The 23,980-nt window shown below is 39.8% G+C and carries 20 protein-coding genes; 11 read left to right on the top strand and 9 right to left on the bottom strand.

What is annotated here, in order from left to right; translation table 11 throughout:
• Window positions 1-108: 108 nt before the first annotated feature.
• Together B4Z47_RS13475 and B4Z47_RS13480 are read left to right on the top strand one after the other, a co-directional pair.
• A complete protein-coding gene (locus B4Z47_RS13475) occupies window positions 109-672 on the top strand; it encodes a DNA-3-methyladenine glycosylase I (protein ID WP_046673739.1) in 564 nt (187 codons plus the stop codon).
• A gap of 38 nt (window positions 673-710) precedes the next feature.
• Window positions 711-1,274: a hypothetical protein gene (locus B4Z47_RS13480; RefSeq protein WP_286727411.1), complete on the top strand. Its 564-nt coding sequence runs from the start codon at window positions 711-713 to the stop codon at window positions 1,272-1,274.
• 44 nt (window positions 1,275-1,318) lie between these two features.
• Here B4Z47_RS13480 and hpt read toward each other — a convergent pair whose 3' ends face one another.
• Window positions 1,319-1,858 (bottom strand): hypoxanthine phosphoribosyltransferase, encoded by a 540-nt coding sequence (gene hpt / locus B4Z47_RS13485; protein ID WP_046673639.1) that lies wholly within the window; start codon window positions 1,856-1,858, stop codon window positions 1,319-1,321.
• Between the two features lie 27 nt (window positions 1,859-1,885).
• A complete protein-coding gene (locus B4Z47_RS13490; RefSeq protein WP_046673638.1) occupies window positions 1,886-4,060 on the bottom strand; it encodes a transglycosylase domain-containing protein in 2,175 nt (724 codons plus the stop codon).
• Window positions 4,061-4,573: 513 nt separating this feature from the next.
• Between B4Z47_RS13490 and B4Z47_RS13495 the strand changes: the two genes are divergently transcribed.
• Entirely contained in the window at window positions 4,574-5,638 is a 1,065-nt protein-coding gene (locus B4Z47_RS13495) for an Mrp/NBP35 family ATP-binding protein (RefSeq protein ID WP_046673637.1), read from the top strand.
• An 82-nt stretch (window positions 5,639-5,720) separates the two neighbouring features.
• Here the strand turns inward: B4Z47_RS13495 and B4Z47_RS13500 are convergent, their stop codons facing one another.
• The 5 genes from B4Z47_RS13500 to B4Z47_RS13520 all read right to left on the bottom strand — a co-directional run bounded on the left by B4Z47_RS13500 (window position 5,721) and on the right by B4Z47_RS13520 (window position 10,359).
• A complete protein-coding gene (locus B4Z47_RS13500) occupies window positions 5,721-6,488 on the bottom strand; it encodes an exodeoxyribonuclease III (protein WP_070561278.1) in 768 nt (255 codons plus the stop codon).
• 72 nt (window positions 6,489-6,560) lie between these two features.
• Window positions 6,561-7,319, bottom strand: a complete 759-nt coding sequence (locus B4Z47_RS13505; protein ID WP_115046449.1) for a peptidylprolyl isomerase — start codon at window positions 7,317-7,319, stop codon at window positions 6,561-6,563.
• A gap of 58 nt (window positions 7,320-7,377) precedes the next feature.
• Window positions 7,378-7,725: a hypothetical protein gene (locus B4Z47_RS13510; protein ID WP_046673634.1), complete on the bottom strand. Its 348-nt coding sequence runs from the start codon at window positions 7,723-7,725 to the stop codon at window positions 7,378-7,380.
• A gap of 37 nt (window positions 7,726-7,762) precedes the next feature.
• A complete protein-coding gene (locus tag B4Z47_RS13515; RefSeq protein WP_070561279.1) occupies window positions 7,763-8,209 on the bottom strand; it encodes a low molecular weight protein-tyrosine-phosphatase in 447 nt (148 codons plus the stop codon).
• A gap of 596 nt (window positions 8,210-8,805) precedes the next feature.
• A complete protein-coding gene (locus B4Z47_RS13520; protein WP_046673632.1) occupies window positions 8,806-10,359 on the bottom strand; it encodes a Do family serine endopeptidase in 1,554 nt (517 codons plus the stop codon).
• A gap of 230 nt (window positions 10,360-10,589) precedes the next feature.
• On the opposite strand from B4Z47_RS13520, the gene dapF reads away from it, so the two are divergent.
• Window positions 10,590-11,369: a diaminopimelate epimerase gene (gene dapF, locus B4Z47_RS13525; RefSeq protein ID WP_112375034.1), complete on the top strand. Its 780-nt coding sequence runs from the start codon at window positions 10,590-10,592 to the stop codon at window positions 11,367-11,369.
• A 253-nt stretch (window positions 11,370-11,622) separates the two neighbouring features.
• Complete coding sequence (locus B4Z47_RS13530; protein ID WP_112375035.1) at window positions 11,623-14,508, top strand: DEAD/DEAH box helicase; 2,886 nt, start codon at window positions 11,623-11,625, stop codon at window positions 14,506-14,508.
• Between the two features lie 8 nt (window positions 14,509-14,516).
• Here B4Z47_RS13530 and B4Z47_RS13535 read toward each other — a convergent pair whose 3' ends face one another.
• A complete protein-coding gene (locus B4Z47_RS13535; protein WP_070561282.1) occupies window positions 14,517-15,326 on the bottom strand; it encodes a helix-turn-helix domain-containing protein in 810 nt (269 codons plus the stop codon).
• Window positions 15,327-15,662: 336 nt separating this feature from the next.
• Here B4Z47_RS13535 and B4Z47_RS13540 point away from each other — a divergent pair, with 336 nt between their 5' ends.
• Together B4Z47_RS13540 and B4Z47_RS13545 are read left to right on the top strand one after the other, a co-directional pair.
• On the top strand, window positions 15,663-16,712 hold the full coding sequence (locus B4Z47_RS13540; RefSeq protein ID WP_070561283.1) for an HlyD family secretion protein: 1,050 nt from the start codon (window positions 15,663-15,665) through the stop codon (window positions 16,710-16,712).
• Between the two features lie 11 nt (window positions 16,713-16,723).
• Window positions 16,724-18,295: an MFS transporter gene (locus B4Z47_RS13545; protein WP_286710241.1), complete on the top strand. Its 1,572-nt coding sequence runs from the start codon at window positions 16,724-16,726 to the stop codon at window positions 18,293-18,295.
• 240 nt (window positions 18,296-18,535) lie between these two features.
• On the opposite strand, the gene gltX is transcribed toward B4Z47_RS13545, so the two are convergent.
• Window positions 18,536-20,056: a glutamate--tRNA ligase gene (gene gltX, locus B4Z47_RS13550; protein WP_286710242.1), complete on the bottom strand. Its 1,521-nt coding sequence runs from the start codon at window positions 20,054-20,056 to the stop codon at window positions 18,536-18,538.
• 121 nt (window positions 20,057-20,177) lie between these two features.
• Between gltX and B4Z47_RS13555 the strand changes: the two genes are divergently transcribed.
• The 4 genes from B4Z47_RS13555 (at window position 20,178) to B4Z47_RS13570 (ending at window position 23,942) form a co-directional block, all read left to right on the top strand.
• Window positions 20,178-21,407 carry a sensor histidine kinase gene (locus B4Z47_RS13555; RefSeq protein WP_070561286.1) on the top strand — a complete coding sequence of 410 codons (1,230 nt, stop codon included), beginning with the start codon at window positions 20,178-20,180 and terminating at the stop codon, window positions 21,405-21,407.
• Window positions 21,388-21,936, top strand: coding sequence for a DinB family protein (locus B4Z47_RS13560; protein WP_046673623.1), 549 nt, complete (start codon window positions 21,388-21,390; stop codon window positions 21,934-21,936). The genes B4Z47_RS13555 and B4Z47_RS13560 overlap by 20 nt, the downstream gene beginning before the upstream one ends.
• Complete coding sequence (locus tag B4Z47_RS13565) at window positions 21,902-22,327, top strand: hotdog fold thioesterase (protein WP_112375037.1); 426 nt, start codon at window positions 21,902-21,904, stop codon at window positions 22,325-22,327. The genes B4Z47_RS13560 and B4Z47_RS13565 overlap by 35 nt, the downstream gene beginning before the upstream one ends.
• 322 nt (window positions 22,328-22,649) lie before the next feature.
• Window positions 22,650-23,942: a sugar MFS transporter gene (locus B4Z47_RS13570; protein ID WP_204990867.1), complete on the top strand. Its 1,293-nt coding sequence runs from the start codon at window positions 22,650-22,652 to the stop codon at window positions 23,940-23,942.
• Window positions 23,943-23,980 lie beyond the last annotated feature (38 nt).

A 23,980-nucleotide genomic window follows, 5' to 3' on the forward strand; every position in this document is an offset into this window, starting at 1 on the left:
CTTAACGGCAATGAAATACTCATGAACCGTCTCTATTCGAAACTCTTTAATTTTGGTCGTAAAGTTAGGATAAAAAGTTATATTGCATTCAAAAAATCTTCAGAGAACATGTACAAAGAAATCATACGTTGTCAATGGTGCGGGTCTGATCCGCAATATGTAGACTATCACGATAAAGAATGGGGGCGACAAGTCCGCGATGACAAAACTTTATTTGAATTTTTGATCCTGGAGTCTGCACAAGCTGGCTTAAGCTGGATCACAATTCTTCGTCGAAGAGCAGCATACCAAGAAGCTTTTGCCAACTTTGATGTTGATCAAGTCGCGGCCTATACCAATGAACATGTTGCGAGGCTTTTGAGCGATTCGGGAATCATCAAACACAGGAATAAAATTGAATCCACCATTACCAATGCGCAACATTTCAAGAAAATTCAAGCAGAATATGGTAGCTTCTATGACTACTTATACAGCTTTTTGCCCGAAAAACAACCGATTGTAAACCACTGGAGCAGTTTGCAACAGGTACCTGCAACGACAGTTATTTCTGATAAGATAGCAAAAGATATGAAGAAAAGGGGGTTCAAATTTTTCGGCTCTACCATTTGTTATGCGTATATGCAGGCCGTTGGAATGGTGAACGACCATATCGAAACCTGTTCGTTTAAATAGGCTAGCCAGTAAAATGCGCATCGATTTCGCAAATCAATTTGAAAGAATCAAAACAAGTGCTCTACCCCATAAAAAACGAACCTTTAAGAACAGAAATGCCAGCTATGAATCAAATCGACCTAACACAAAACCAATTGGTATTAAAAGAAAAAAAGGGACCGCTAGTTGCCAGAATATTCATCTATTTACTGACCATAATGACGATAATTCTCCCATTAGGCGGCTTCATTGCCAATGTTCTCAATGACGGGGTAACACTTATGAGTGTTGTCTTCTATGGTATATTCGGATTAATAGCATGGTATATGATCCGGGTTTCACTATGGAATACCTATGGCACTGAAATTATTCATTTTCAAAAAAACAAATTTAATTACGCAGCTAACTACCAATGGTTTAAAGGAAGTCTAAAAGAATTTGATTTTGAAAAGATAGACTTTACAATACAAAAAGCGGGCTATGAAGAAGATCATAAAGGTGTCTTGGTCATTAAATTTGATGAAAAGGAAATGTTTGAAACTGTCTCTAAATTCCCCTTGTCTGATCTGGAAATTTTGCTCATCAATCTGAAAGCATTATACAGCGATCAAACGCTTGAATAGAGCGAAATTCTACCATTAAAATCTAACGATCACTTGATAGCACATTAGATTGCTACGTTTTTATAAATATCGGGGAGATTCCGACAAAGACCATTAAAGTCCATACCATACCCAACTACAAATTCCTTACTTATTTCAAAGCCAACATAAGTTAATTCCTCAAAATGATACTGCAGCGCCTCAGGTTTAACCAAAAGTGCGCAAGCAATCACACTGGCTGGATTTAATTTTTTTACAGCATCCAAGGTGTATTTGAGTGAATGCCCGGAGTCGACAATATCTTCTACAATAATCACATCCCGGCCTTCAAGGTCGATACCAAGTCCTAAAAGCTCGTTTAATTCAGATTGTCCCGTTCCAATATAAGATGCCAACTTAATAAATGACATCTCACAAGGAACATCAATTTGCTTAAGCAAATCTGCCATAAACATAAAACATCCATTCAAGACACCTATAAAAACAGGCAGTTTGTGTTCATAACGCCGGCTTATATCAATCCCCATTAGGCGCACTCGCTTCTGAATTTGTTCTTCTTCAAATAAAGGTTCGAAAAGCAATCCGTCAATTTCTATCTTTTTCATGTTAATATCCTTCTTTCGCCACAAACACTATTTGTGTGCGTCGTTTTGTTTTTCTTCTTTTTTACGTCCCAATATCTTGTCAAATAGCGATCGTTTTGGTTTCTCTGGTTCAGTCGCCTCCTCATCTTTCTTTTCCGTTAGATCCATTTGTTTTAGCTTCTTTGGAACAGATACACTTTCAAGATTATCGGCAGGAGAGCTACTTTCGAGACGATCGAACAACAATGGATCATCTCCCATATCAAATACATCAACCGAATCTACCACAGCTGGTCGAGCTGCCCGCAGATGCGGTTGCAGAACAACTTCATAAAAACCATAATTTGAAGTTGTTGAATCCACACTAATCTGCCCTGTTTTGGTCATAATATGACCATAGGTATTAAAATAGCGCAACATATTCCCTTTCAGGTGCCCTGTCCAATCAAAAAAGTTGAGTCCTTTTTTAGGTCGTGGAACGATACTGGACAAAAATATACTCTCTCCAAGCCCCAACTGTGCCGGTGTTTTTCCAAAATAATAACGCGCAGCTTCGGTGATACCATATACATTATTCCCCCATTCGATGACATTCAGGTAAACCTCGTACATGCGTTGTTTGCTGACTTGCTGTGAACGCTCCATCAGCCATACCAGCAAAATTTCTTCCAGCTTCCGCACAACGGTCTTATTCCGATTTAGAAAAACATTTTTTACCAGTTGCATAGATATCGTACTCGCCCCGCGCTTAAACCCTTTTTCCTTGATATTTGTAGCAATGGAGAGCTTAAAAGCCTTCTCCTCAAAGCCCTTGTGTTTAAAGAAAAAGGGGTCTTCTGTATTGATCAAACTAATCTGCATATAACGGGATATTTGATCTAGCGGTGTAAAATTAGGGTTTTGAGGCCCCACCACAATCTCCCGCATCGGCTTACCATCTTCGTAAGCTGTATACGTGAAAGGCGTATTTAGCATCGCAATATCAGCCTCTCCCCATTTAACGACTTTTAAATCCCTATCATCCATTTTGGAAGAGAAAAGAAGCTTTTCGGGCTTTTTTATTTCGAGCGCAAAGTTTAGATCGTATTGAATGTGCCCCTCCACCTGAATACCGTCTAAACCTGGAAATAGTCCAACTGGCATGGCATCAAAAAAGTGCTGAGCCTCGATCTTATCTGTGTGAATAGCGAAGAAGAGCTCTTTCTCCGGCTTGTGCACATATTTGACATAAGGTGAAAACACAAAATCTTTGACCTGTACGGTACTTTCTTTACTCACTTCAATCGATGATGCTCCAATATTCAATGCCCCCTGCATGATGGCTTCAGGAAAGATGACATCTTTACTAGAAATACGCCAGTGATTTACTTTCAAATTTTTAAAGCCCCATTGCCCATGCAATTCCAGCAATTCCTTATTCCTCCTGTGCGCCTTGTCCAGTCGGAAGGATATTTCATCAAAACTTACTGCAAGACCAAATTTGCGTTGCAACAAGGGAAGATTGACCTCCTTTTTATCAGAAAAAAGGCGAAGGTCACATTCTTGATTATCCGAATCTATTGTTCCAGTCAGATTCCAGGCCGCTTCATGGTCGTTTAGCAGGAACTTCGTTTCCATATCTCCACCGTCGATCACCGCAGAGGGAATGACAATGCGCTGTGAAGTGCTGTCATCGCGATAGGAAAGCTCAAGATTCTTGAGATCAAGATCATTTGGAACCTTAAAAAACACATTTTTCAACAATCGATCTGCTAAAGCTGCCAGATTCTGTTTTGGATTATCATTTTCTACGGTATCTTTTTTCTGTTTCTTGAATAAGAAATCGTAGTTACTGACCGAGTCTTTTTTAACAAGAGAAACGGTCCCATTATCCAAAATAACCTGCCCCAATTTTACATCTCCGAATAGCAAAGGCCACAATTTTACAGATACCGTAAGATCATTGATTTGTGCCAATTGATCGCGATGTCTGGGCAACAATTGTATATTCTTAAACTGTACTGCACTAATTCCCTGGAAGGCATAATATTGGATCTTCAATTCCATATCATACTTTTCAAGCAACTTTGCTTTCGCTTTGTTGATTGCTCCCATGAGCATGGCATCTCTTTTCTGATAAGCATAGGTACCAACTGCAATAGCCAAAACCAGCATAGCAGCTAGCGCAATATAAAGCCATCGCCACTTGCGGGACTTAAAAGATGTTATAAATCGATTGGACATAATTATTACTTAATGCAAATTCGTGCATATCAACAGTCAAACTTAGATAAATTAGCTTTTATATGCAATTTAATTGCGTGGCATATATACGTAATTTATCGATCTCTCCTCTGCCTATTGAGGAATTTATTTATTGAGGAATTATACATGAAGTTTTTCTAAGCACACATAGACGGATAAAAATGATAAAAGCCATTCCGACCAATGGCATGACAACTTTCCAATAAGCTTATTTTCTAGCAGGAATTTACAACTTATTTTATAGGGATTTAAAACGGGTTTTATAGGGGTTCATCCGAATGAAGTCCGAATGAGGTCCCTATCAGGTCCCTATTAGGTCCGTTTAAAGAATAGGAATACTCACTTCATGTTTTGAACCTGAACTATGGAAGATTAATGTCCCATCCCTTTTAGTGTAATACAGCTTTCTAAATCCCATTAAAAACAAAGAAATGACATGAAATTGATCTGCAATGAGTAGTTTTGTAATCCGTGATTACAAATGAATAACAGATGGTTACCAAAGAACAAGTATTAAATGCATTATCCTATGTTGAAGAGCCTGATTTGAAAAAGGATCTTGTAACATTGAATATGATTCAAAATATCGAAATCGAAGGCCAAAAAATTTCTTTCGATGTCATTTTAACTACGCCAGCTTGCCCGCTTAAAGACCATATTGAGCATGCTTGTCGAAACGCTATAGCCCATTTCATCGACAAAAATCTCGAAGTTCAGATCAATATGACTTCCAATGTGATTGGGAAGCAAGGTGCACAAGTGTCGGGTATTAAAAATATCATTTTGGTATCTTCAGGCAAAGGTGGAGTTGGTAAATCTACGGTTGCCGCCAATCTAGCTCTTGCTCTCCATGCCAAAGGTGCTAAAACAGGACTTTTAGATGCCGATATCTATGGACCATCGCTTCCGATTATGTTTGGATTGGAAGGCGCTAAGCCAGGTTCGGTAGAAATGCCAGACGGACAGGTTAAAATTGAACCGCTTGAAAAATTTGGGCTGAAATTACTTTCAATAGGATTTTTCACCGATCCAAACCAGCCTATTCCATGGCGTGGTCCAATGACCACTTCAGCAATCAAGCAGCTTTTTAACGATGCGCATTGGGGCGAACTGGATTACTTGGTCGTTGATATGCCTCCAGGCACTGGTGACATCCATATCACCGTATCGCAGACATTCCCTATTGCCGGAGCTGTGATTGTCACTACGCCGCAGCACGTTGCCCTGGCCGACGCCGTCAAAGGAATTGGAATGTTCTTAATGGATAGCATCAATATTCCATTATTGGGCGTCGTAGAAAATATGGCCTATTTTACCCCGGCTGAGCTGCCAGAGAATAAATACTATATTTTTGGTAAAGACGGTGGAAAACGTTTAGCAGAAGAATATAAAGTTCCTTTCCTTGGTGAAATCCCTTTATTAAAAGGCATTTCTGATGCTGGAGACAATGGTTTCCCAGTTGCCATAGATACCGAAGACCCTGTAACGAAATCATTTTTAACGATTGCAGAGAAAGTTGCCCAGCAACTTTCCATTATCCATAGCCAGGGGAAATAATTAGTTAATAATGTCCCTCGTGCTTCACAAAAAAAAGGCTTTCATGCATATGAAAGCCTTTTTTTTGTGAGATGCCATCTAATTAGACGGCAAGCTCCAACAATACCGGGCAATGATCGGAATGGACAGCATCTGGCATTATGCTGGACGATTTGATTTTCTCTGCCAGAGGTTTTGAAACCATATTATAATCAATACGCCAACCTAGGTTTTTCGCACGTGCTCCAGCACGGTAACTCCACCAACTGTAATGGTGCGGATCCGGATTTAAATGGCGAAAAGAGTCGATATAGCCCGAATTAATAAAATTCTCCATCCATTCGCGCTCCTCTGGAAGAAATCCCGAAGAATTTGCATTTGATTTTGGATTGTGAATATCAATAGCACGGTGACAAATATTATAATCACCACAAACGACCAAATTCGGCTTTTCGACCAAAAGCTTATCGCTATATAACTGAAAATCCGCCAGAAAACGGTATTTAAAATCCTGTCGCACGTCTCCTGTCGTACCTGATGGAAAATAAGTACTCATCACGGAAACCTGATCAAAATCAGCACGGATAATACGTCCTTCAAAATCATAATCTTCATGGCCGCAACCATACTCAATATGCTTAGGTGTGATACGCGTAAACAAGGCGACTCCGCTATAGCCTTTTTTTTGAGCGGGATACCAGTAATGCTCATAGCCCATCTGTTCCAACAAAGCAATTTCAGGAATTTGATCCGGTGTAGCTTTAATCTCCTGAAGACAGATGACATCTGCATTTACAGTTTTCAACCAGCCTAACCAATCTTTCTTCAAGGCTGCACGTAAACCATTCACATTATAGGTTACTATTTTCATTTTTTGAATATTGAGATGCTAAATAATAAGGGAAAAAGCTCTTCAACCCCTGATTTGCGAATCATAACGACATTAATAATCCTTGGAAGAGAACAGATCACCAATTTTAGATAAGATACCCGTCTGAGGTTTTAGACCTTTTAGTTCTCGCTCCAGGTTTAACGCTTCTCGTCTTGTGAGCACGTGCATGCTCATTTTTTGGTCGACTTCTGGCCTATCGTGCTTATCGGTTTTCACAGCTGCAATCTGATCGATGACATCCACGCCTTTGACCAGCTCACCAAATACGGTATAATTCCAATCCAAATGCGGAGCTCCACCAATAGTCGTATACGCCTGACGTTGCACTTCCGAAAATTTCTTACCATTCATTCGTGTTTGCTCCAAACGATCGAGGTCTTCAGGGGTGAATACCTTTCCCTGAACGAGATAAAATTGAGAACCTGAAGAAGCCTTTGCGGGATTATTATCTCGAGCCGCTCCGATAGTACCTTTTTTATGGAATAAACCATCCTGAATCTCTGCAGGAATTGTATACCCTGGTCCTCCATTACCCAATTGAGCGCCGCCAACGGCATTTCTTGAATCAGGATCACCACCCTGAATCATAAAATTCTGGATGACACGATGGAACAAAGTCCCGTCGTAATATTTACTTTTTGCCAATTTGACAAAGTTATCCCGATGTTTAGGTGTCTCATTATACAACCGCAGCACACAGTTTCCCTTGTCAGTAACGATCTGTACATATTTAAACTCGGGTTTAGCCGCAAATGCCAAAACCTGCAAAAAGCAGAATACTGCTATTAAACTAGCCTTTAAAAATTTCATCTGTTAATAATTATATGCTCCCAATTAGAACTTCCAGTTTTTTCAATTGTGTTATCTTCTAGATAACGTTTAATTCCTCAAAATAATTTATGATCAAGGACTTCATAATCAGCTCTTGTTCCAAAAGCGTATAGTTAGGAATAGGTTTTACCAATTCCCAATGTGGCCACCCCTCTTCATCCAGACCTTTCAGATTATAAAATCCCATTGCACTGAAAAGACGACAGGTCGCAATGTGCATCAATTCTTCTTTTTCCCGTTTTGAGAACTTTTGAGCACCTTTACCCAATTCCTGAACACCAATGAGGAATAAACAGACTTTGATGTCCGGCTTTTCCATATCGAATAGTGAAGCAATTTCATCCTGTAGAATGCTCCACTTCTTATTTACTTCTGCTGCCTTCATTTTTTTGTTTTAAACAAACTAAGATAAATAAATACACTTATGCCGTTAGATTCCCTCCTTTTGCAATAACCTCTGCACAGCGCTGATCAATCATCTGAAAAACTGGATCGAACAAATTATCGTCAAAATACGGATCGGGAACGACATCGTCTCCTAAAAACAATTTCACTTTGTTCAGGTCTTCCTTATCAATCACCTGAGCGCATACATCTTCATAATTTTGTCTATCCATCACAAATATAAGATCATATTCGGCAAAAAAATGCGGCTTGAAATGTCGGGCCCGCTGACCGGAAATATCGACACCATACTTCTTTGCAATGGCTATCGCCCTACGGTCGGGTGCTTCACCAATGTGCCAGTCACCTGTACCCGCCGATTCAACGACCCAATTTAATTGATTATCCGCAACTTTTTGTTTTAATATACCATGTGCAAGGGGCGAACGACAGATATTGCCCAAACAAACCATTAAAATCTTCATCTCTATAATTTTAAAAAACTATCAAGCAATCGCGATACCGTTGACTGATCCAACTAAAGGACGCAAAGAACGCCTTTAGCCCATATAATCAGGCTCTCATTCTTGTCGATAGCAAAATATATAATAAATCATCAGGCCAGAAAGACGCAGCTTAACAAGTACTGGCGCTGTTCGGCACTTCATTCCGCAAAATAGCTAAACTAAAATTATTAAGGAAACAACCAGCTTAAAATTGACCTACATGTTACCAAGTGACATAGCATTTCCACCAAATTTTCCTGATTTCGCATACAAAAACAGCGGAAAAACCCGCCTAAAAATCATTCTGACCAATAACTGAGTTCATTAAAGCCAATGAAATTAAACAATGCTTAGTAAACCAAGCATAGCGAGTTCATTACTCCCTTAATGAAAAAACGTGATCATAATACAAAGGATAAAACCTTCATGACTTCGCAGCCACCAACAGCAATGAAAGCAAACTGAAGGTTTTTTCTGGCCAATAAGATCAGACACTTTCAGAAAAAAAAAGGTGGCCTAACCTTACGGCTAGAACCACCTAAACTATATTAATCAACCAATTCTTAATTCAACGCTTAATATTCTACTGGGAAGCTCAATTGAACAGCACCACCTTGAGGAGATACCCCTTTCAATCGCACAATATTACGTTGTGTTGCGCCAAGCGCAGTTTCAACATCGTCTACTGTATTTACAGCTTTTCCATTAACCTCAGTAATGACCAATCCACGCTCTACACCGAAGTAATCAAAGATGCCACCACGATTCACTTGGGTCACAACAACTCCAGAGTTGACACCCAGCTCTTTTTTCTTCTGAGCTGAAGCAGGAATAAAGCTTGCACCCAATTTATTGTAAATCTCCGTTGCACTTTTAGAAGCTTTACCGCCGGTATTTGCGGTCTTCAAGGATTCTTCCCCTTTCAATGTCATGGTTACTTGTTTTTCCTTACCATCACGTTTGTAGGTGACATTGACCTTATCTCCAGGACGCGCACGACCTATAGTTTCACTTAAGACAGGTGAACCTGTGATCACTTTTCCATTAATCTTGGTCAGGATATCTCCTTTTTTAACACCTGCAGCCTCTGCGGCACCACCAGCTACAACGTCTTGAACATACAAGCCATCAACATCTGTAAAACCTTTCTCTTTAGCAAGTTCAGGTGTTATTTCGGTATAGGTAACACCGATATAACCGCGTTTTACATTACCGTATTCGACAAAGTCATCGACAATCTTTTTCACCAAATTGACCGGAATCGCAAAACCATAACCCGCATATGTTCCTGTCGGAGAAGCGATAGCAGAGTTAATACCAATCAATTCTCCCGAAGCATTCGTCAACGCACCACCACTATTTCCTTTATTGATAACAGCATCTGTTTGAATAAAGGATTCTATCGCTGAACTCACCGGGATTTGATCCTGTCCACCACCAAATGGATTACCACGTTGTTGCTGACCTTCACTCAGAATACCGATCTGACGACCCTTTGCACTAATGATACCTGCGGTAACTGTAGATTGAAGCCCTAGCGGGTATCCAAAAGCCAACACCCATTCACCGACATTGACATTATCTGAGTTACCTAACTTGACCACAGGAAGCCCCTTGCCTGACACTTTCAACAAGGCTAAATCTGTATTCGGATCACGTCCGATCAATTTGGCTTCAAACGTACGTTTGTCTGTTAATACGACTTCAATTTTATCTGCATCTTCTACGACGTGGTTATTCGTTACAATATAACCATCATCCGAGATAATTACACCTGATCCGGATGCCTGCACAGGTTGCGCCTGCATTTGACGACGTCCACCACCTTGTGGCATGCCAAAAAACTCTTCAAACATATCGAACGGAGAACCTTGCGATTGCTGTGATCCTTTACGGCTATAGGTTGTCTTAATATGCACTACACCTGGCGACACTATTGCGGCAGCCTGGGTGAAATCAGGATTGCCTGTTGAAGACATAACTCCTGTAGGATTGTTTGCAAAATAAACTTTTTGTTTGTCTTCGAAAGACATACCATCCAACTTCTTATTCTCAATAAGCTTGTAACCACCTAATGCTACCGCTCCACCGAAAACAGCCGTTAATAGCGTTAAACCGACCTTATTCATAAACTTATTTCTATTTTAAAATGTCCTAATATATGCTGATAACTTTTGCTCCTAAAATTACCGATTTTATTCGGATATGTTCAAATGTAATACCATTTCAAGGCCTTCGGAAAATCCGACACGTTAAAAAATGTTAATTGCTAGACAAATGCAATCATTTTAACAAATCTTAACTTTTACCCGGTTTTTTGTAACAAAAAAACGTATTTTTGTTACTACAAATCAACGTAATGGCATCAAAAGTAAGATTTTCAAAATATCAGGGCGCAGGAAATGACTTCATTTTAGTAGACAACCGCGACAGTGCATTTGACCGCGCAGATGAAGCATTGGTAGAAAAACTCTGTAACCGTCGGTTTGGCATTGGTGCCGATGGCTTAATGCTGCTTCAAAACAAGGAAAATTACGATTTTGAGATGATTTATTATAATGCCAACGGCAGAGAAGGCAGCATGTGTGGTAACGGGGGCCGTTGTATCGTCGCTTTTGCACGCGACTTAGGCATCATTACTGACAAAACTGTCTTTTTGGCAGTAGACGGCATACACCATGCCTCGCTAGCAGCAGACCTTGTCAACCTGCAAATGATCGATGTACAAGATTATACACGTGATGGTGAAGCTTATGTATTACAAACGGGGTCTCCACATTATGTTGAGTTTGTAAAAAATCTGCAGGATAAAAATGTCTTCCAAGATGGCTACGCAATTCGCAACAATGCTACTTATGAAAAAGAAGGCATCAATGTAAATTTCATTGAAGCGGAAGGAGATGGTTATTTCCTCCGTACTTTTGAGCGCGGTGTTGAAGATGAAACCTATGCCTGCGGCACTGGAGCAACTGCAGCAGCGATGGCTGTTGCTCTGCAGCAAAATTTAGAAGGTGATATCACTATTCCTATTCGCGTATTAGGAGGGCAGCTTTATATTTCATTCCATAAGAAGGGCTCCCATTTCTCAGAGGTATTCTTAAAAGGTCCAGCACAATTTGTCTTTGAAGGAAACTATTAGATTTTTACTCCTATAGCGAGTCAAGCTAATTACAACTCAAATTTTCAACTCAGGTAAATCAAGCCGTGAAGGACGACCTGTTATCTTTGGCATTTAACGATACCTGTGAACAACTTCATAATGAAGGTTAGTACAGGATCTTAACGAGGCTATCCCTTGGAATCGATTTTTAAAATTTCAACGTGCAAATTGCAATTAATGGTATATTTTATTGTATATTAGAAACCTTTATTTATAAGGTCCGCTATTTTTAATGCAACAGTCAAAGTCATTTCCAGTATATAAAATCGTTTATTCTATATGTGAGCATCCCTATCTTGGCTATCTTATTGAGCCACACATGGTCAAACTCAATCCCAACGGGACTTACTCACTACGTTATCAGCGTATATTTAGCAATACTGTCGATGCTTACGCCGCGGAATTGGATGAAGTAGATTACAAACTGATTCGATTGCTCGATGAAATCGAACAAACGCATCTCATCAAAAAATACTATAAAAAAGCAATTAGACCTGTCGATTTCTTTTCCAAAGTTTTCGATAAAAAGTTGTATGAACTTCTTCGGCCTAAAATAGATGAAAAAATGATCCAATTTTTTGAAGCTATTGGAGACAAACCACTTTTCATGATGAGCAAAGATGGTTATCCAGCAGATCAAGAAATTAAATTGGCAACCTCTGCGGCATCGATTCTATTTCATTTTCGACGAAACGAAGAAGAAACACGTTATTTCCCGACAATCAAATACGAAAATCAGCGTCTGGAGTTTATGTTCAAAAATGCCATTGTCTTGACCAATGTACAAGCATGGTTACTTTTAAACAATACCCTATATTATTTCGATCAGGCCCTTGAGGGCAAGAAGCTCAGCCCTTTCCTGAATAAACGTTACATTTCTGTCGGTAGAAGCACTGAAAAAAAATATTTCGAAACCTTTGTATGTGGACTGATTGAACGTTATCATGTCTATGCCGAAGGATTTGAAATTCAGACCCACCAGCACCAAGCAATTCCACTCCTCCATTTGATTTATGTCGAGGATGGAGCCTCGCAATTACAACTGCAATTCAAGTACGGACCGCATACCTTTACCGCGGGAGCCGAGAATAAGGTTACTGTTCGCATGGAATATAATGCGCAAGATGATCAATATATATTCCACCGTGTCAAACGATCGTTGCAATGGGAAGAACAACAACATGAAAGCTTAAAAAAATTGGGACTACAGGATGTTGATCTCCAACTCGGCTTATTAACGCCAGCAAACCAAACTGGAAAACGGCTTTCAGTATTTGACTGGATGAACAACCATCAAGAACAACTGGAGGCTCTTGGATTCCACATTATACAAAATAGTGAAGAAAAACGCTTCTTCATAGGGCACACCTCCTTAGATATCTCCATTGATGAAGACAATGATTGGTTTGATATAAGTGCTATCGCAAAATTTGGGCCCTATGAGATTCCATTTATTCAGCTGCGCAACCATATCCTTAATAATATTAAGGAATTCACCTTACCAAATGGAGAAATTGCCATGATTCCGGAAGAATGGTTTGCAAAATACAACCATCTCTTCCAATTTTCTGCAGACCGACATGAGCTCAAACTAAATAAGGTACATATTGGTCTACTCTTTGAAATTAGTGAGCATACAAAACTGGTATTTACACGAAAACTACAGAATCTAGCCAACTTTGAAGAGATTGCTGATATTCCCGAACCAAAACATTTCAAGGGAAATCTTCGCCCATACCAAAAAGCAGGATACAATTGGTTTAATTTTTTGAAGCAGTATAAATTTGGCGGCTGTCTTGCAGATGATATGGGTTTAGGTAAAACCATACAGACTTTAGCGTTATTGCAACAGCAAAAAGAACAACTCCAAGACGAACAGGATGTCCGTACCTCACTTTTGGTCTTGCCAACATCATTGGTATACAACTGGCAAAAAGAAGCACAGCAATTTGCGCCACAGCTTAATATTCACCTTCATACCGGAAACAACCGCATTAAAGATGCCTCGCTTTTCGCTAAATATGATTTGGTCATTACTACCTACGGGATTGCCCGCATTGATGAAGAAACCTTGAGTGGCTTTTATTTTAATTACATTATCCTCGATGAGAGCCAGAATATCAAAAACCCAACTTCCAAATCGTTTAAAGCCATCAAAAGCCTAAAAAGCAAAAACAAATTGGCCTTGAGTGGAACTCCTGTAGAAAATTCCGTTTCGGATCTTTGGGCACAGATGCACTTCACCAATCCAGGATTACTAGGAAGCTATACCTATTTTCAGAAGGAATTTGTACAGCCCATAGAAAAGAAAAAAGATGAAGAAAAGGCGCAGCGTCTTCAAGCGATTGTCAAACCTTTTATATTAAGACGTACAAAAGATCAGGTGGCAACAGAATTACCGCCAAAAACTGAACAGGTACTTTATTGTGAAATGACTGAAAAACAATCCGAGTTGTACGAAAAAGTCAAATCTGAATATCGCAATGCCATTCTTGACGGACAATTGGACAGCAAGCCAAAATCTACCCAAATTGCGCTGTTGCAGGGCTTGACAAAGCTCCGACAATTAGCCAATCATCCCCGAATGGTGGATGAGAAGTTCTCGGGTGCTTCCGGCAAGTTCGACGCTGTCATTGAAACGCTTGAGATGGTAATGCAAAGGGGCAACAAAGTACTGATTTTCTCCCAGTTCGTAAAACAGCTCAATATCTTCCGTCAGTATTTCGATAATAAAGGAATAAATTATGCCTACCTAGATGGCGGCACAAAGAACCGGGATGAAGCCGTTAGCCAATTTCGTAAAAACAACGATACTAAGTTATTTCTTATATCGATAAAAGCAGGTGGGGTGGGACTCAATCTGATTGAAGCGGACTATGTTTTTATTCTGGATCCGTGGTGGAATCCAGCTGTGGAACAACAGGCCGTAGACCGTTCACACCGCATCGGTCAAACGCGCAATGTATTTATCTATAAATTTATCAGTAAAGATACCGTCGAAGAAAAGATACTGGCTTTACAGAATAAAAAGAAATCGATTGCACAAAGCCTGATCACGACAGAAGAAAGCTTTATCAAGTCACTATCTCAGGAAGATCTGCAGGAACTTTTGGCCTAAATAAAATATTACTGTTTATATTCATTAATCTTCGCCATATATATCGATGGACGGATACCCGTTACACGCGTAAAAATATTACTAAAAGAAGACAGCTCGTTGTATCCCACGCGCATGGCTATTTCTAGAATGGAATAGCTATTCTCTGACATCAGCTCCAAAGCTTTTGCAATTCGTATGGCTCTTAAAAACCGAATATAACTGATGCCCATATCGTCTTTAAAAAGTCTGGACAACGAGCGGCTACTCATTCCAAAGCGAGCCGCAATCTGTTCTATGGTAAAGGCCTGATCAATGTTGCTGTTCAGATATCTAGCCACACTCCTGAGTTTCTCACTTTTAGGATAGGGATGCTGCATCGGGAAAGCATCTATTGGTGAACTTGTATCCGGAATGATAGCCATCATCGCGCGCAAGAGACAGTATTTTGAATAATCGGTCGTTTTACTGACCCCTCCGCTCCAATCCTGAGCAAATAAAAACATTTCACGCACCAGATCATTGCTAAGAAATATATTCGGTACTGAAAGTACGGACGGCATCTGCTGCCGCTCTTTGAAATAAAAACTATATAGCGGGATACGGGAGCTTGTGCTTTCCAGATGATAGGTTGTATTTGCCGGAATCCACATGTAAAATCTTGCCGGTAAGTACCAGTGCTTTGTTGCTGTAAACACATGAACAATTCCACCTTCGGCATAGAGCAACCGTGCCTTTTTATGTTTATACTCCCGAGAATCGATACGATCGACATACATGTGGTCTACATAAAAATCATATTGATCAGCATCAATAGCTGCCAGTTTTTCCTCTTCCATAACTTAAAATTACACTTTTCCTACAACATGGCGCAAATGAACATATATTCGTCCGACTATACAAAACAAAACGTTTCTATCTCACAGTATCTTTGTACAGCCATATGCTCATGTGCTCAGAGGAAATTTGCTCGTATTCCGAGTACTCCTGTTTAAGTCAAATACAAAACCAGAAAAATTGCTACTTCGAGTACAGCATAGCTGAACTGGATGAATGGCTCCGAGACTTTTTGAGCTGGAAGCTTTGATGATTTTAAGGTAAAGGATACGTCAAGCACATACAAAGGAATAAGCACAGGCAAAGCAAACAATTGAAAAACGCGCAATTAAACAACAATGAATAAAGAAGATAAAAAAGACAAAACAAAGGGATTTAATAAAGTGCTCGTCATATTTGCCAGCCTATTATTATTGACCGGTATTGGCGTCTTAGTCAGACACCTCATTTTTACTAATCAGTATGTCACGACAAATGACGCTCAAATTGATCAATATGTTACACCCATTGCCAGTAGAATCGCTGGTTTTATTAAAGAGGTACGATTTGAGGAAAATCAATATGTTCATCGAGGCGACACGCTGCTTATTATAGACGCGAGCGAGTATCAAACCAAGGTGGATATGGCGAATGCCGAACTCCAAAGTAGTGAGAGAAATGCCGAGGTTCTCAGCAAAACAGCCGATGCGGCAGCTAATAGTATTTCGGTTCAAAAGGCAAGATTAGAGGCTGCAAAAGTAAGTGTATGGCAGACCCAACAGGATTACAATCGGTTCAAGAATTTATTTGAAGCTGAGGCTGCCACCAGACAGCAGTACGATAATGCCAAAGCAGCATACGATATCGCATTGGCGCAATTGCACGCCATTACGGAAGAATATAATTCAGCTCAACTGAACAGCAGCAAAGAAAAAGCAAACGAATTGCCGGCAAGAGCTAATATCAATATCAAAAAGGCTGCGAAAACAAATGCACAGCTTTTTCTCTCCTATACCGTAGTAACCGCTCCCTACGATGGCTTTGTTGGCAAACGAACGATCCAACCAGGACAATTTGTAAAGGAAGGCCAGACACTAGCCAACGTCATTAGCGAGGAAAAATGGATCAACGCTAATTTTAGAGAGACTCAACTCGAAAACCTTTCAGAAGGTACTGTAGTCACGATACAGGTTGATGCCTTTCCCAAACTTAGTTTTAAAGGAAAAATTCACTCTTTTTCCCCAGCATCAGGTTCCAAATTTTCCGTGATACCTCAAGACAATGCAACCGGAAATTTCGTAAAGATTGAACAACGGATTCCTATTAAAATTGTATTTGATCCAAAACAGGATCTTAAGAAATTGCGTGCCGGTATGAATGTGGTTATCCATGCTACCCATCAATCCTAATCATCATGCGTATGAATAAATCTTTATACTATAGTTGGGTGCCCGAATGGATAAAACTTCCGTTAATGATATTAGCGATGTTCCCACATCTCATGTTAATGTCTCTCTTCCATTCCAATACGGCATTTACCGCTTCGGTACTGGACATTGAAGCCGAGGATATTCAGTATTTTCTATCCCTGATGTATGGCGCCATTGTCGTTGCTTTACTTCTATTTCAGCGGCTATTTTCCTTCTTCAGAGTAAGAACATATATTCTTTTGACCTGCAGTCTTTCCATTTTGATCCTACTAGGCATTTCGCTGACAAGAGATCCATTTCTTATTGGCATTCTGCGCGTGGTAGAAGGTATTTTCTGTGTATTGGAAGGAGCTTGCTTTCTTCCCTTGCTTATGATGCAAATTAGGCATGCCAAAAGCCGTACGATTGCTTATTTTTTCCTGTACACCTTTATGCTTACGGGATCAACTTTAACGACCTCCTTACTCAAAGAAAGTATTATGGATTACGGATGGCAAGATATGATCCACGTCGTCCTCTATTGGCATTTGATTGTGATTGCAATAGCTTTGCTGTTACTTAACAATAATCGCTTGGGTAAAAAATTCCCCCTCTATCAATTAGATCTGGCAAGTTGCTTGTTTTTATTGATATCATTGAGCTGTGGAGCTTATGTCTTAATTTATGGTCGCAAATACTATTGGTTTGAACACGCCAATATCACCATAAACTTCGCCCTTTCCCTTATTTTCGGCGCACTCTTTATGATTAAACAAAAGACGGTCAAAAGACCCCTTTTTCATTTTGAGATCTTGAGATACAAAAATGTGATCTTTGGTGTTACCCTGTTTTTTCTGTTTTATATTATTCGTAGCTGCCTCAATAATGTTTATACTGTAATGGCTACAGTTTGGAAGTGGCCCTGGCATTATATTATTGATGTACAGTACATCAACGTGTTTGGCACAATACTGGGTGTCGGTAGTTCAGGTTTTTTACTCCTGCGCGATGTATCTCCTAAATATATCTTTGGTTTCGGCTTTTTGATTTTGGCGACCTCATGTTTTCTATTTGTACCCACATTTTACCCTGACACCACAATTTGGACAATCGGTCTTCCTTTGTTTATTCAAGGAATAGGTCAGGGATGGCTCTTTACACCGCTTGTTATCTATATCTTGACTGGTGTCGAATCCCATCACGTTGGCAATGCAGGTCTTATGGGCACAACAGCTCGGTTCTGGAGTACGAATGTCGGATTTGCTCTTATCCAAAACGTCAGTTATGTATTAAATCAAAAACATTATATTCAACTCGAACAAACATTGAATACAAGCAGTCCCCTAACAATAAACTATTGGGATACATTAATGGAGAAATATGCCGGAATATATGGCGATCAGATAGCTGGCCGAATTGCCAGCAAAAGTATTTCGGGAACCCTAAGTCAGCAAGCAACGTTAATCAGTAACATGGAGATATTTACTTATCTAGGGATACTAGGAATACTAATAACGGGGCTAATATTTTTATTCGGCCCAGCCAAAACACTTTTCATGCGCCTAAGGATACCATACTTGTAAATGAGGCCGCCCCCCCTATAGACAAGCTCCATGATTTCGCGAGCAACAACAGTTAAGAACCCGAACGGAAGATTCTTTTTGGCTAATCAACCGCGTATCGCGCGCGCATTGATGACTTAATCGCGCATTGATGACTTGATAAAAACAACAGCAATCAATAAACAACCTCTTTCAGAAAAAAGGGGCTGTTTGCATAGCAATGCAGACAACCCCTTTTCGGTATCTCGTACTTAAAGCTATTTAAGCATCGAATTCTTTAAGTGCTTTTTTCACACGCGCTATGACCTCTTGTTGACCAAGTAATTCAACAATCTGAAATACATCTGGTCCAAACTTACCCCCTACCAACATAATCCGGAATGGCATCATAAGCTCACCCATCTTCATCCCTGATGCCTGAATCGCATCCTTGAAGAAGGGTTCCAATTCAGCAGCCTTCCAGGTATTAAATCCTTCGAATGATTGGTTAATATCCTCAAAAAATGCAGTTTTCTCAGCAGACCATTTAGGTTTTACCGCGCTCAAATCATATTCCGCAGGCTGCGAAAAGAAGAAGGACGCCTGAGTCCAAAAGTCTTCAACAAAGGTTAAACGTTCTTTCACGGCATCCAATACCCTACTCACATAAGCGGCATCGGCTTCTACTTTATGATGCTCCAAAACTGTATTGATCTGTGGCAACAGAGATTCTGTCGATGTGCGTTTAATCCATTCATGGTTGAACCATTTTGCTTTTTCAAAATCAAATTTTGCCCCAGCTTTACTGATACGGTCAACACCAAATTTCTGGATCAATTCATCTAAGGAGAAAATCTCCTGTTCAGTTCCATCATTCCAGCCCAACACCCCAAGCATATTGACAAAAGCTTCTGGCAAGAAGCCCATCTCACGGAATCCTTTTGTTGTATCACCAGATTTCGCATCAGTCCAGTTCATTGCATAAACAGGGAAGCCCAAGCGATCGCCATCACGCTTACTTAATTTACCATTTCCATCTGGTTTCAGAATTAATGGAAGGTGTGCCCAACCTGGCATGCTATCACCCCAGCCGAGGTATTCCCACAATAAAATATGGATAGGCGCCGAAGGCAACCACTCTTCACCACGGAAAACATGCGATATTTCCATAGCTTTATCATCGACAACAACTGCCAGATGATAAGTCGGCATGCCATCTGCTTTAAGCAACACCTTGTCATCGACAAGATTTGTATCAAAAGCAACCTTTCCACGGATCATATCCGTGAATGTTACCGTTTCATCGGTAGGAATCTTTATACGAATGGTATGCGGAGTCCCCGCATCCAATAATTGTTGAGTTTCAGTCTCAGACAGACTCAATGAATTACGCAATTGAAGTCTATTTTCGTGGCTATAGCGAAAATTAGGCTGCAACTTACGTTGCTCATCCAATTCCTCTGCAGTATCAAATGCATAATAAGCATAACCATTCTCGATCAACTGCTCAGCATATTTCCGGTAAGATGGTTTTCGCTCACTTTGACGGTAAGGTCCGTACTCGCCCCCTTTTAACGGGCTTTCATCTGGAGACAGACCACACCATGCTAAACATTCGTTGATATACTCCTCAGCACCTGGGACAAAACGAGTTTGGTCCGTATCCTCGACACGTAAAATAAAATCTCCCTGATGCTGACGCGCATAGAGAAAATTAAACAAAGCTGTACGTACCCCACCAAGGTGAAGACCACCTGTCGGGCTCGGTGCAAAACGCACTCTTACTTTTCTTTCTGAACTCATGCCGCAAAATTACCACAAAATTTTTGATTTGGATGGTACGTTAACTTCTTCAATGAAATAAAAGTGCAGAAAACAGACATTTATTCAGTAATTTGCAAATGAAGGACACGAATACGTAATCATGAAACCCTATCAGATTAGCCAGCAACGCTGGAAATTTATCTTGCTTATCTTTGCAGCAGTCATTGCTGTCGCCTCTTTGGTTTATACCAACTACCTCGTTCGAAATCTTGCGCATGCCGAACGTTCAAAGGCTGAGGTATGGGCTATGAGTACCAAAAATATCATGACCATGCCCGACGTTGATGATGAATTCATTACGTTTATTTACGCCGTAAGAGACAGCCTAAATTTACCAGCAATTATTACTGACGATAAGGAAGACATTATTTTCTGGCGTAACCTCGATTCCACAAAGACAAATATTAAACCCGGACACAACGACAGTGTTACAAAACATCTCGATTATGATCCGGCATATTTTCAAAAGCAGCTCGCGTTTATGAAGAAGAGCCATCCTCCGATTACATTGGAATTGGAAAATGGTCAAAAATGGCATGTTTATTATAAGGATTCTTGGTTTTTGCAACAGTTAAGGGTGTTTCCTTATGTACAATTATCATTGATTGCCCTCTTTCTCATTATTGCCTATACGGTTTTCAACTCCATCCGAAAATCTGAACAAAATCTTGTTTGGGTCGGACTAACCAAAGAAGCAGCACATCAGTTGGGCACCCCTATTTCGTCACTGATGGGCTGGTTAGAATTGATTCGCATAAAATTTGATGCCGAAGAAGATGACACGCTAAATGAAATGGAAAATGACATTAAACGACTTGAAATCGTCGCTGACCGCTTCTCCAAAATAGGATCTACTCCCGTACTGACCAACCATAACCTCTATGATGTCATCAAAAATTATATGGATTATTTTCGCATACGAACCAGTAATAAAATTGCTTTCGAATTAAAAGGCGACACACATCTTGAAGCACAACTCAATATTCCACTCTTTGATTGGATTATCGAAAATTTATTGAAAAACGGAGTAAATGCCATTGGCACAGAAGGAAAGATAACTGTTAATATTTCAGAAAATATTGCGAAAGAAGAAATTTTTATAGACATTAGTGATACGGGCAAAGGAATTCCGAGATCTAATTTTGAATCTGTTTTCCAGCCGGGTTTCACAACACGGAAAAGAGGTTGGGGGCTTGGCCTTAGTCTGACAAAAAGAATGGTGCGGTACCACCAGGGACAAATTTTTGTAAAAGAATCTGAAGTAGGTAAAGGAACAACATTTCGAATAATCTTAAAAAGCAATTTAAAATATGAAGCCACTCAAATCTGACGAATATCCAGCAGTCTACGCACCTTATATTGAGACTGTCGTCGATAACGTGTTTGATGCACTAGAAGAACAAACGCTCTCCTTTCCAGCATTTCTGGACACGATTCCTGAGGAAAGAGGTAATTTTAAATACGCCGAAGATAAGTGGACCATCAAAGAAGTTGTTGGCCACGTCATCGATAATGAGCGTATCATGGCTTACCGGGCATTGCGTTTTTCACGTAATGACCTTAAAGAGCTTGCCGGGTATGACCAAGACTATCTCATTCAATATTCCCGTTACAACGACCGCACATTAGAAAGTTTAAGCAAAGAATTCACCTTTCTTCGCAAAGCTAACATGATGCTTTTCAATAGTTTTAACGATGTGGAACTAGAACGTAAGGGCATGGCATCTGAACGGCTGACAAGTGTAAAAGCGCTTTTGTATGTCATTGCGGGCCATCTCAATCATCACCGCATTATTATCCAAGAACGTTATTTAAACTCAGACGATGTCAAAAATTTGGTTTCAGCATTACAGCATTGAGGAAATTAACGTATTCTTCAATAAATATCTGTCAGGTCTGCTCGAAATTCAAGCAACAGAAATAGATGACAACTCCATCACGGCGACCATGCCTGTAACAGATAAAGTCAAACAGCCGCACGGCATTTTACATGGCGGTGCTTCTGTCGTTCTGGCGGAATCTTTGGGAAGTATCGCATCCAATCTCGTGGTTGACCCTGACAAATACCGCGGTGTGGGACTTGAAGTAAATGCCAATCACATACGCCCGGTCAGTAGCGGTGTAATCACCGCGAAATGTAGTCCAATACACATTGGTCGGTCCACACATATTTGGGAAATAAAAATGTACGATCGTTTCAACAAATTAAATTGTATCTCAAGACTTACAGTAGCAATCGTTCCAAAATAACGAGGACTGTATGGCTCCTGCTAACTCGATTTATCAACTTGGTCCAATTAAAATTCGACAACGTTCATAAGCAAAGGAGGATAAATTTCACAATTTATCCTCCTTTTTTTTGTCAATTAATTATCAAAATCCCTCAAAAATATGCCTTTATTTATTTCCAATATTCAAGAAATTTAAGTAGTCTTGTAGGATGGATACCTTAAAAATCAGTAATTATGGAGCGCAATCGTTTGTTCATTCCTTATTCCTACTGATTTACCAATCCTCGAACGATAACTTAACTACTCGAACGATAACTTAACTAAATATAATAAAACAAAACATGACCACTAATCCTAACGTTGGTAAAACAGCTTTTCGCCCTATGGCCATCTGCTGTGGTTTATTTTTTATCCTCGGTTTTATTACCTGGGCAAACGGAACTTTAATTCCATTCTTAAAAATTGCTTGTAACCTCGAAACAGATTTGCAAGCTTTCTTCGTAACCTTTGCTTCCTATATTGCTTATTTTTTCCTAGCACTTCCAAGCTCAGTCATCATCAAAAAAATTGGTTTCCAAAATGGTTTAGTTGTCAGTCTTATTATATTAGGTTTAGGGTCCTTGATCTTTATTCCTGCGGCAGATAACAGAAGCTATGGTCTATTTTTAACAGGAATCTTTATTCAAGGTTCAGGAATGGCATTATTACAAACAGCAGTTAACCCTTACTTAAGTATTATTGGTCCTATTGATAGCGCAGCACAACGAATTTCAATAGCTGGTTTTTTCAATAAATCGGCTGGTATCATTGTACCTATCCTTTTCGGAACACTCTTTTTAAAAGATGCTCAAAAAGTAACAGCAAAATTAGAAGCAACAACGGATCTGGTCCAAAAAAATGCGATCTTAGATAATCTTCTTCAACGCGTACACACGCCATACATCTCGCTTGCAATTATTTTCGTTGCCTTCGCAATTTTCTTAAAGTTCACTCACTTGCCTGAGGTCGATATGGACGCAGAAGAAGAAAGCAGCGTAGAAAGCGGAACTGTTGCGGCAAAGAAAACATCGATATTTCAATATCCACATTTGTTCTTGGGCGCTTTGGCAATTTTCTTCTGTGTAGCGGTCGAAGTTATGGCGGGAGATATCATTGGCGTCTATGCACGCGAACTGAAAGTTGATCCCTTCTTTACGACCTACGCAACAGCATTTACACTATCTTGCATGTTGATCGGTTACATTATCGGTATTATCTCTATTCCAAGATTTGTATCACAACAAATGGCCCTACGCATTTGCACAATCATTGGCATCACATTCACCGTCATTTCTGTTTTCACAACTGGCACAACATCATTTATATTTGTTGCCTTATTAGGAATCGCAAACTCCCTCATGTGGCCAGCGATCTTCCCATTAGGAATTAAAGGTCTGGGAAAATTCACAAAAACAGGATCAGCAATTATGATTATGGGTATTGCTGGTGGAGCAATATGGCCTTTGATCTATGGACTGTTAAAAGATCATTTGCATATTGATTTTCAACATGCATTCCTATATGCGATGGTACCAGGCTATCTATACATTATGTATTTCTCTATAGCAGGTCATAAAGTGGGAAAAACGAATTAAGGTAAATCCATCTTATATTTTAAGAAAAAAAGGCATCT

Origin of the sequence: Sphingobacterium sp. UBA2610, from assembly GCF_002339225.1 — a bacterium.
Taxonomy (GTDB): Bacteria; Bacteroidota; Bacteroidia; order Sphingobacteriales; family Sphingobacteriaceae; genus Sphingobacterium; species Sphingobacterium multivorum.

Bases quoted from the DNA above. Each gene is read 5' to 3' on its own strand.
- B4Z47_RS13475 (WP_046673739.1), top strand. From the start codon at position 109: ATGTACAAAGAAATCATACGTTGTCAATGGTGCGGGTCTGATCCGCAA.
- hpt (WP_046673639.1), bottom strand. From the start codon at position 1,858: ATGAAAAAGATAGAAATTGACGGATTGCTTTTCGAACCTTTATTTGAA.
- B4Z47_RS13490 (WP_046673638.1), bottom strand. From the start codon at position 4,060: ATGTCCAATCGATTTATAACATCTTTTAAGTCCCGCAAGTGGCGATGG.
- B4Z47_RS13495 (WP_046673637.1), top strand. From the start codon at position 4,574: ATGGTTACCAAAGAACAAGTATTAAATGCATTATCCTATGTTGAAGAG.
- B4Z47_RS13500 (WP_070561278.1), bottom strand. From the start codon at position 6,488: ATGAAAATAGTAACCTATAATGTGAATGGTTTACGTGCAGCCTTGAAG.
- B4Z47_RS13505 (WP_115046449.1), bottom strand. From the start codon at position 7,319: ATGAAATTTTTAAAGGCTAGTTTAATAGCAGTATTCTGCTTTTTGCAG.
- B4Z47_RS13510 (WP_046673634.1), bottom strand. From the start codon at position 7,725: ATGAAGGCAGCAGAAGTAAATAAGAAGTGGAGCATTCTACAGGATGAA.
- B4Z47_RS13515 (WP_070561279.1), bottom strand. From the start codon at position 8,209: ATGAAGATTTTAATGGTTTGTTTGGGCAATATCTGTCGTTCGCCCCTT.
- B4Z47_RS13520 (WP_046673632.1), bottom strand. From the start codon at position 10,359: ATGAATAAGGTCGGTTTAACGCTATTAACGGCTGTTTTCGGTGGAGCG.
- dapF (WP_112375034.1), top strand. From the start codon at position 10,590: ATGGCATCAAAAGTAAGATTTTCAAAATATCAGGGCGCAGGAAATGAC.
- B4Z47_RS13530 (WP_112375035.1), top strand. From the start codon at position 11,623: ATGCAACAGTCAAAGTCATTTCCAGTATATAAAATCGTTTATTCTATA.
- B4Z47_RS13535 (WP_070561282.1), bottom strand. From the start codon at position 15,326: ATGGAAGAGGAAAAACTGGCAGCTATTGATGCTGATCAATATGATTTT.
- B4Z47_RS13540 (WP_070561283.1), top strand. From the start codon at position 15,663: ATGAATAAAGAAGATAAAAAAGACAAAACAAAGGGATTTAATAAAGTG.
- B4Z47_RS13545 (WP_286710241.1), top strand. From the start codon at position 16,724: ATGAATAAATCTTTATACTATAGTTGGGTGCCCGAATGGATAAAACTT.
- gltX (WP_286710242.1), bottom strand. From the start codon at position 20,056: ATGAGTTCAGAAAGAAAAGTAAGAGTGCGTTTTGCACCGAGCCCGACA.
- B4Z47_RS13555 (WP_070561286.1), top strand. From the start codon at position 20,178: ATGAAACCCTATCAGATTAGCCAGCAACGCTGGAAATTTATCTTGCTT.
- B4Z47_RS13560 (WP_046673623.1), top strand. From the start codon at position 21,388: ATGAAGCCACTCAAATCTGACGAATATCCAGCAGTCTACGCACCTTAT.
- B4Z47_RS13565 (WP_112375037.1), top strand. From the start codon at position 21,902: ATGTCAAAAATTTGGTTTCAGCATTACAGCATTGAGGAAATTAACGTA.
- B4Z47_RS13570 (WP_204990867.1), top strand. From the start codon at position 22,650: ATGACCACTAATCCTAACGTTGGTAAAACAGCTTTTCGCCCTATGGCC.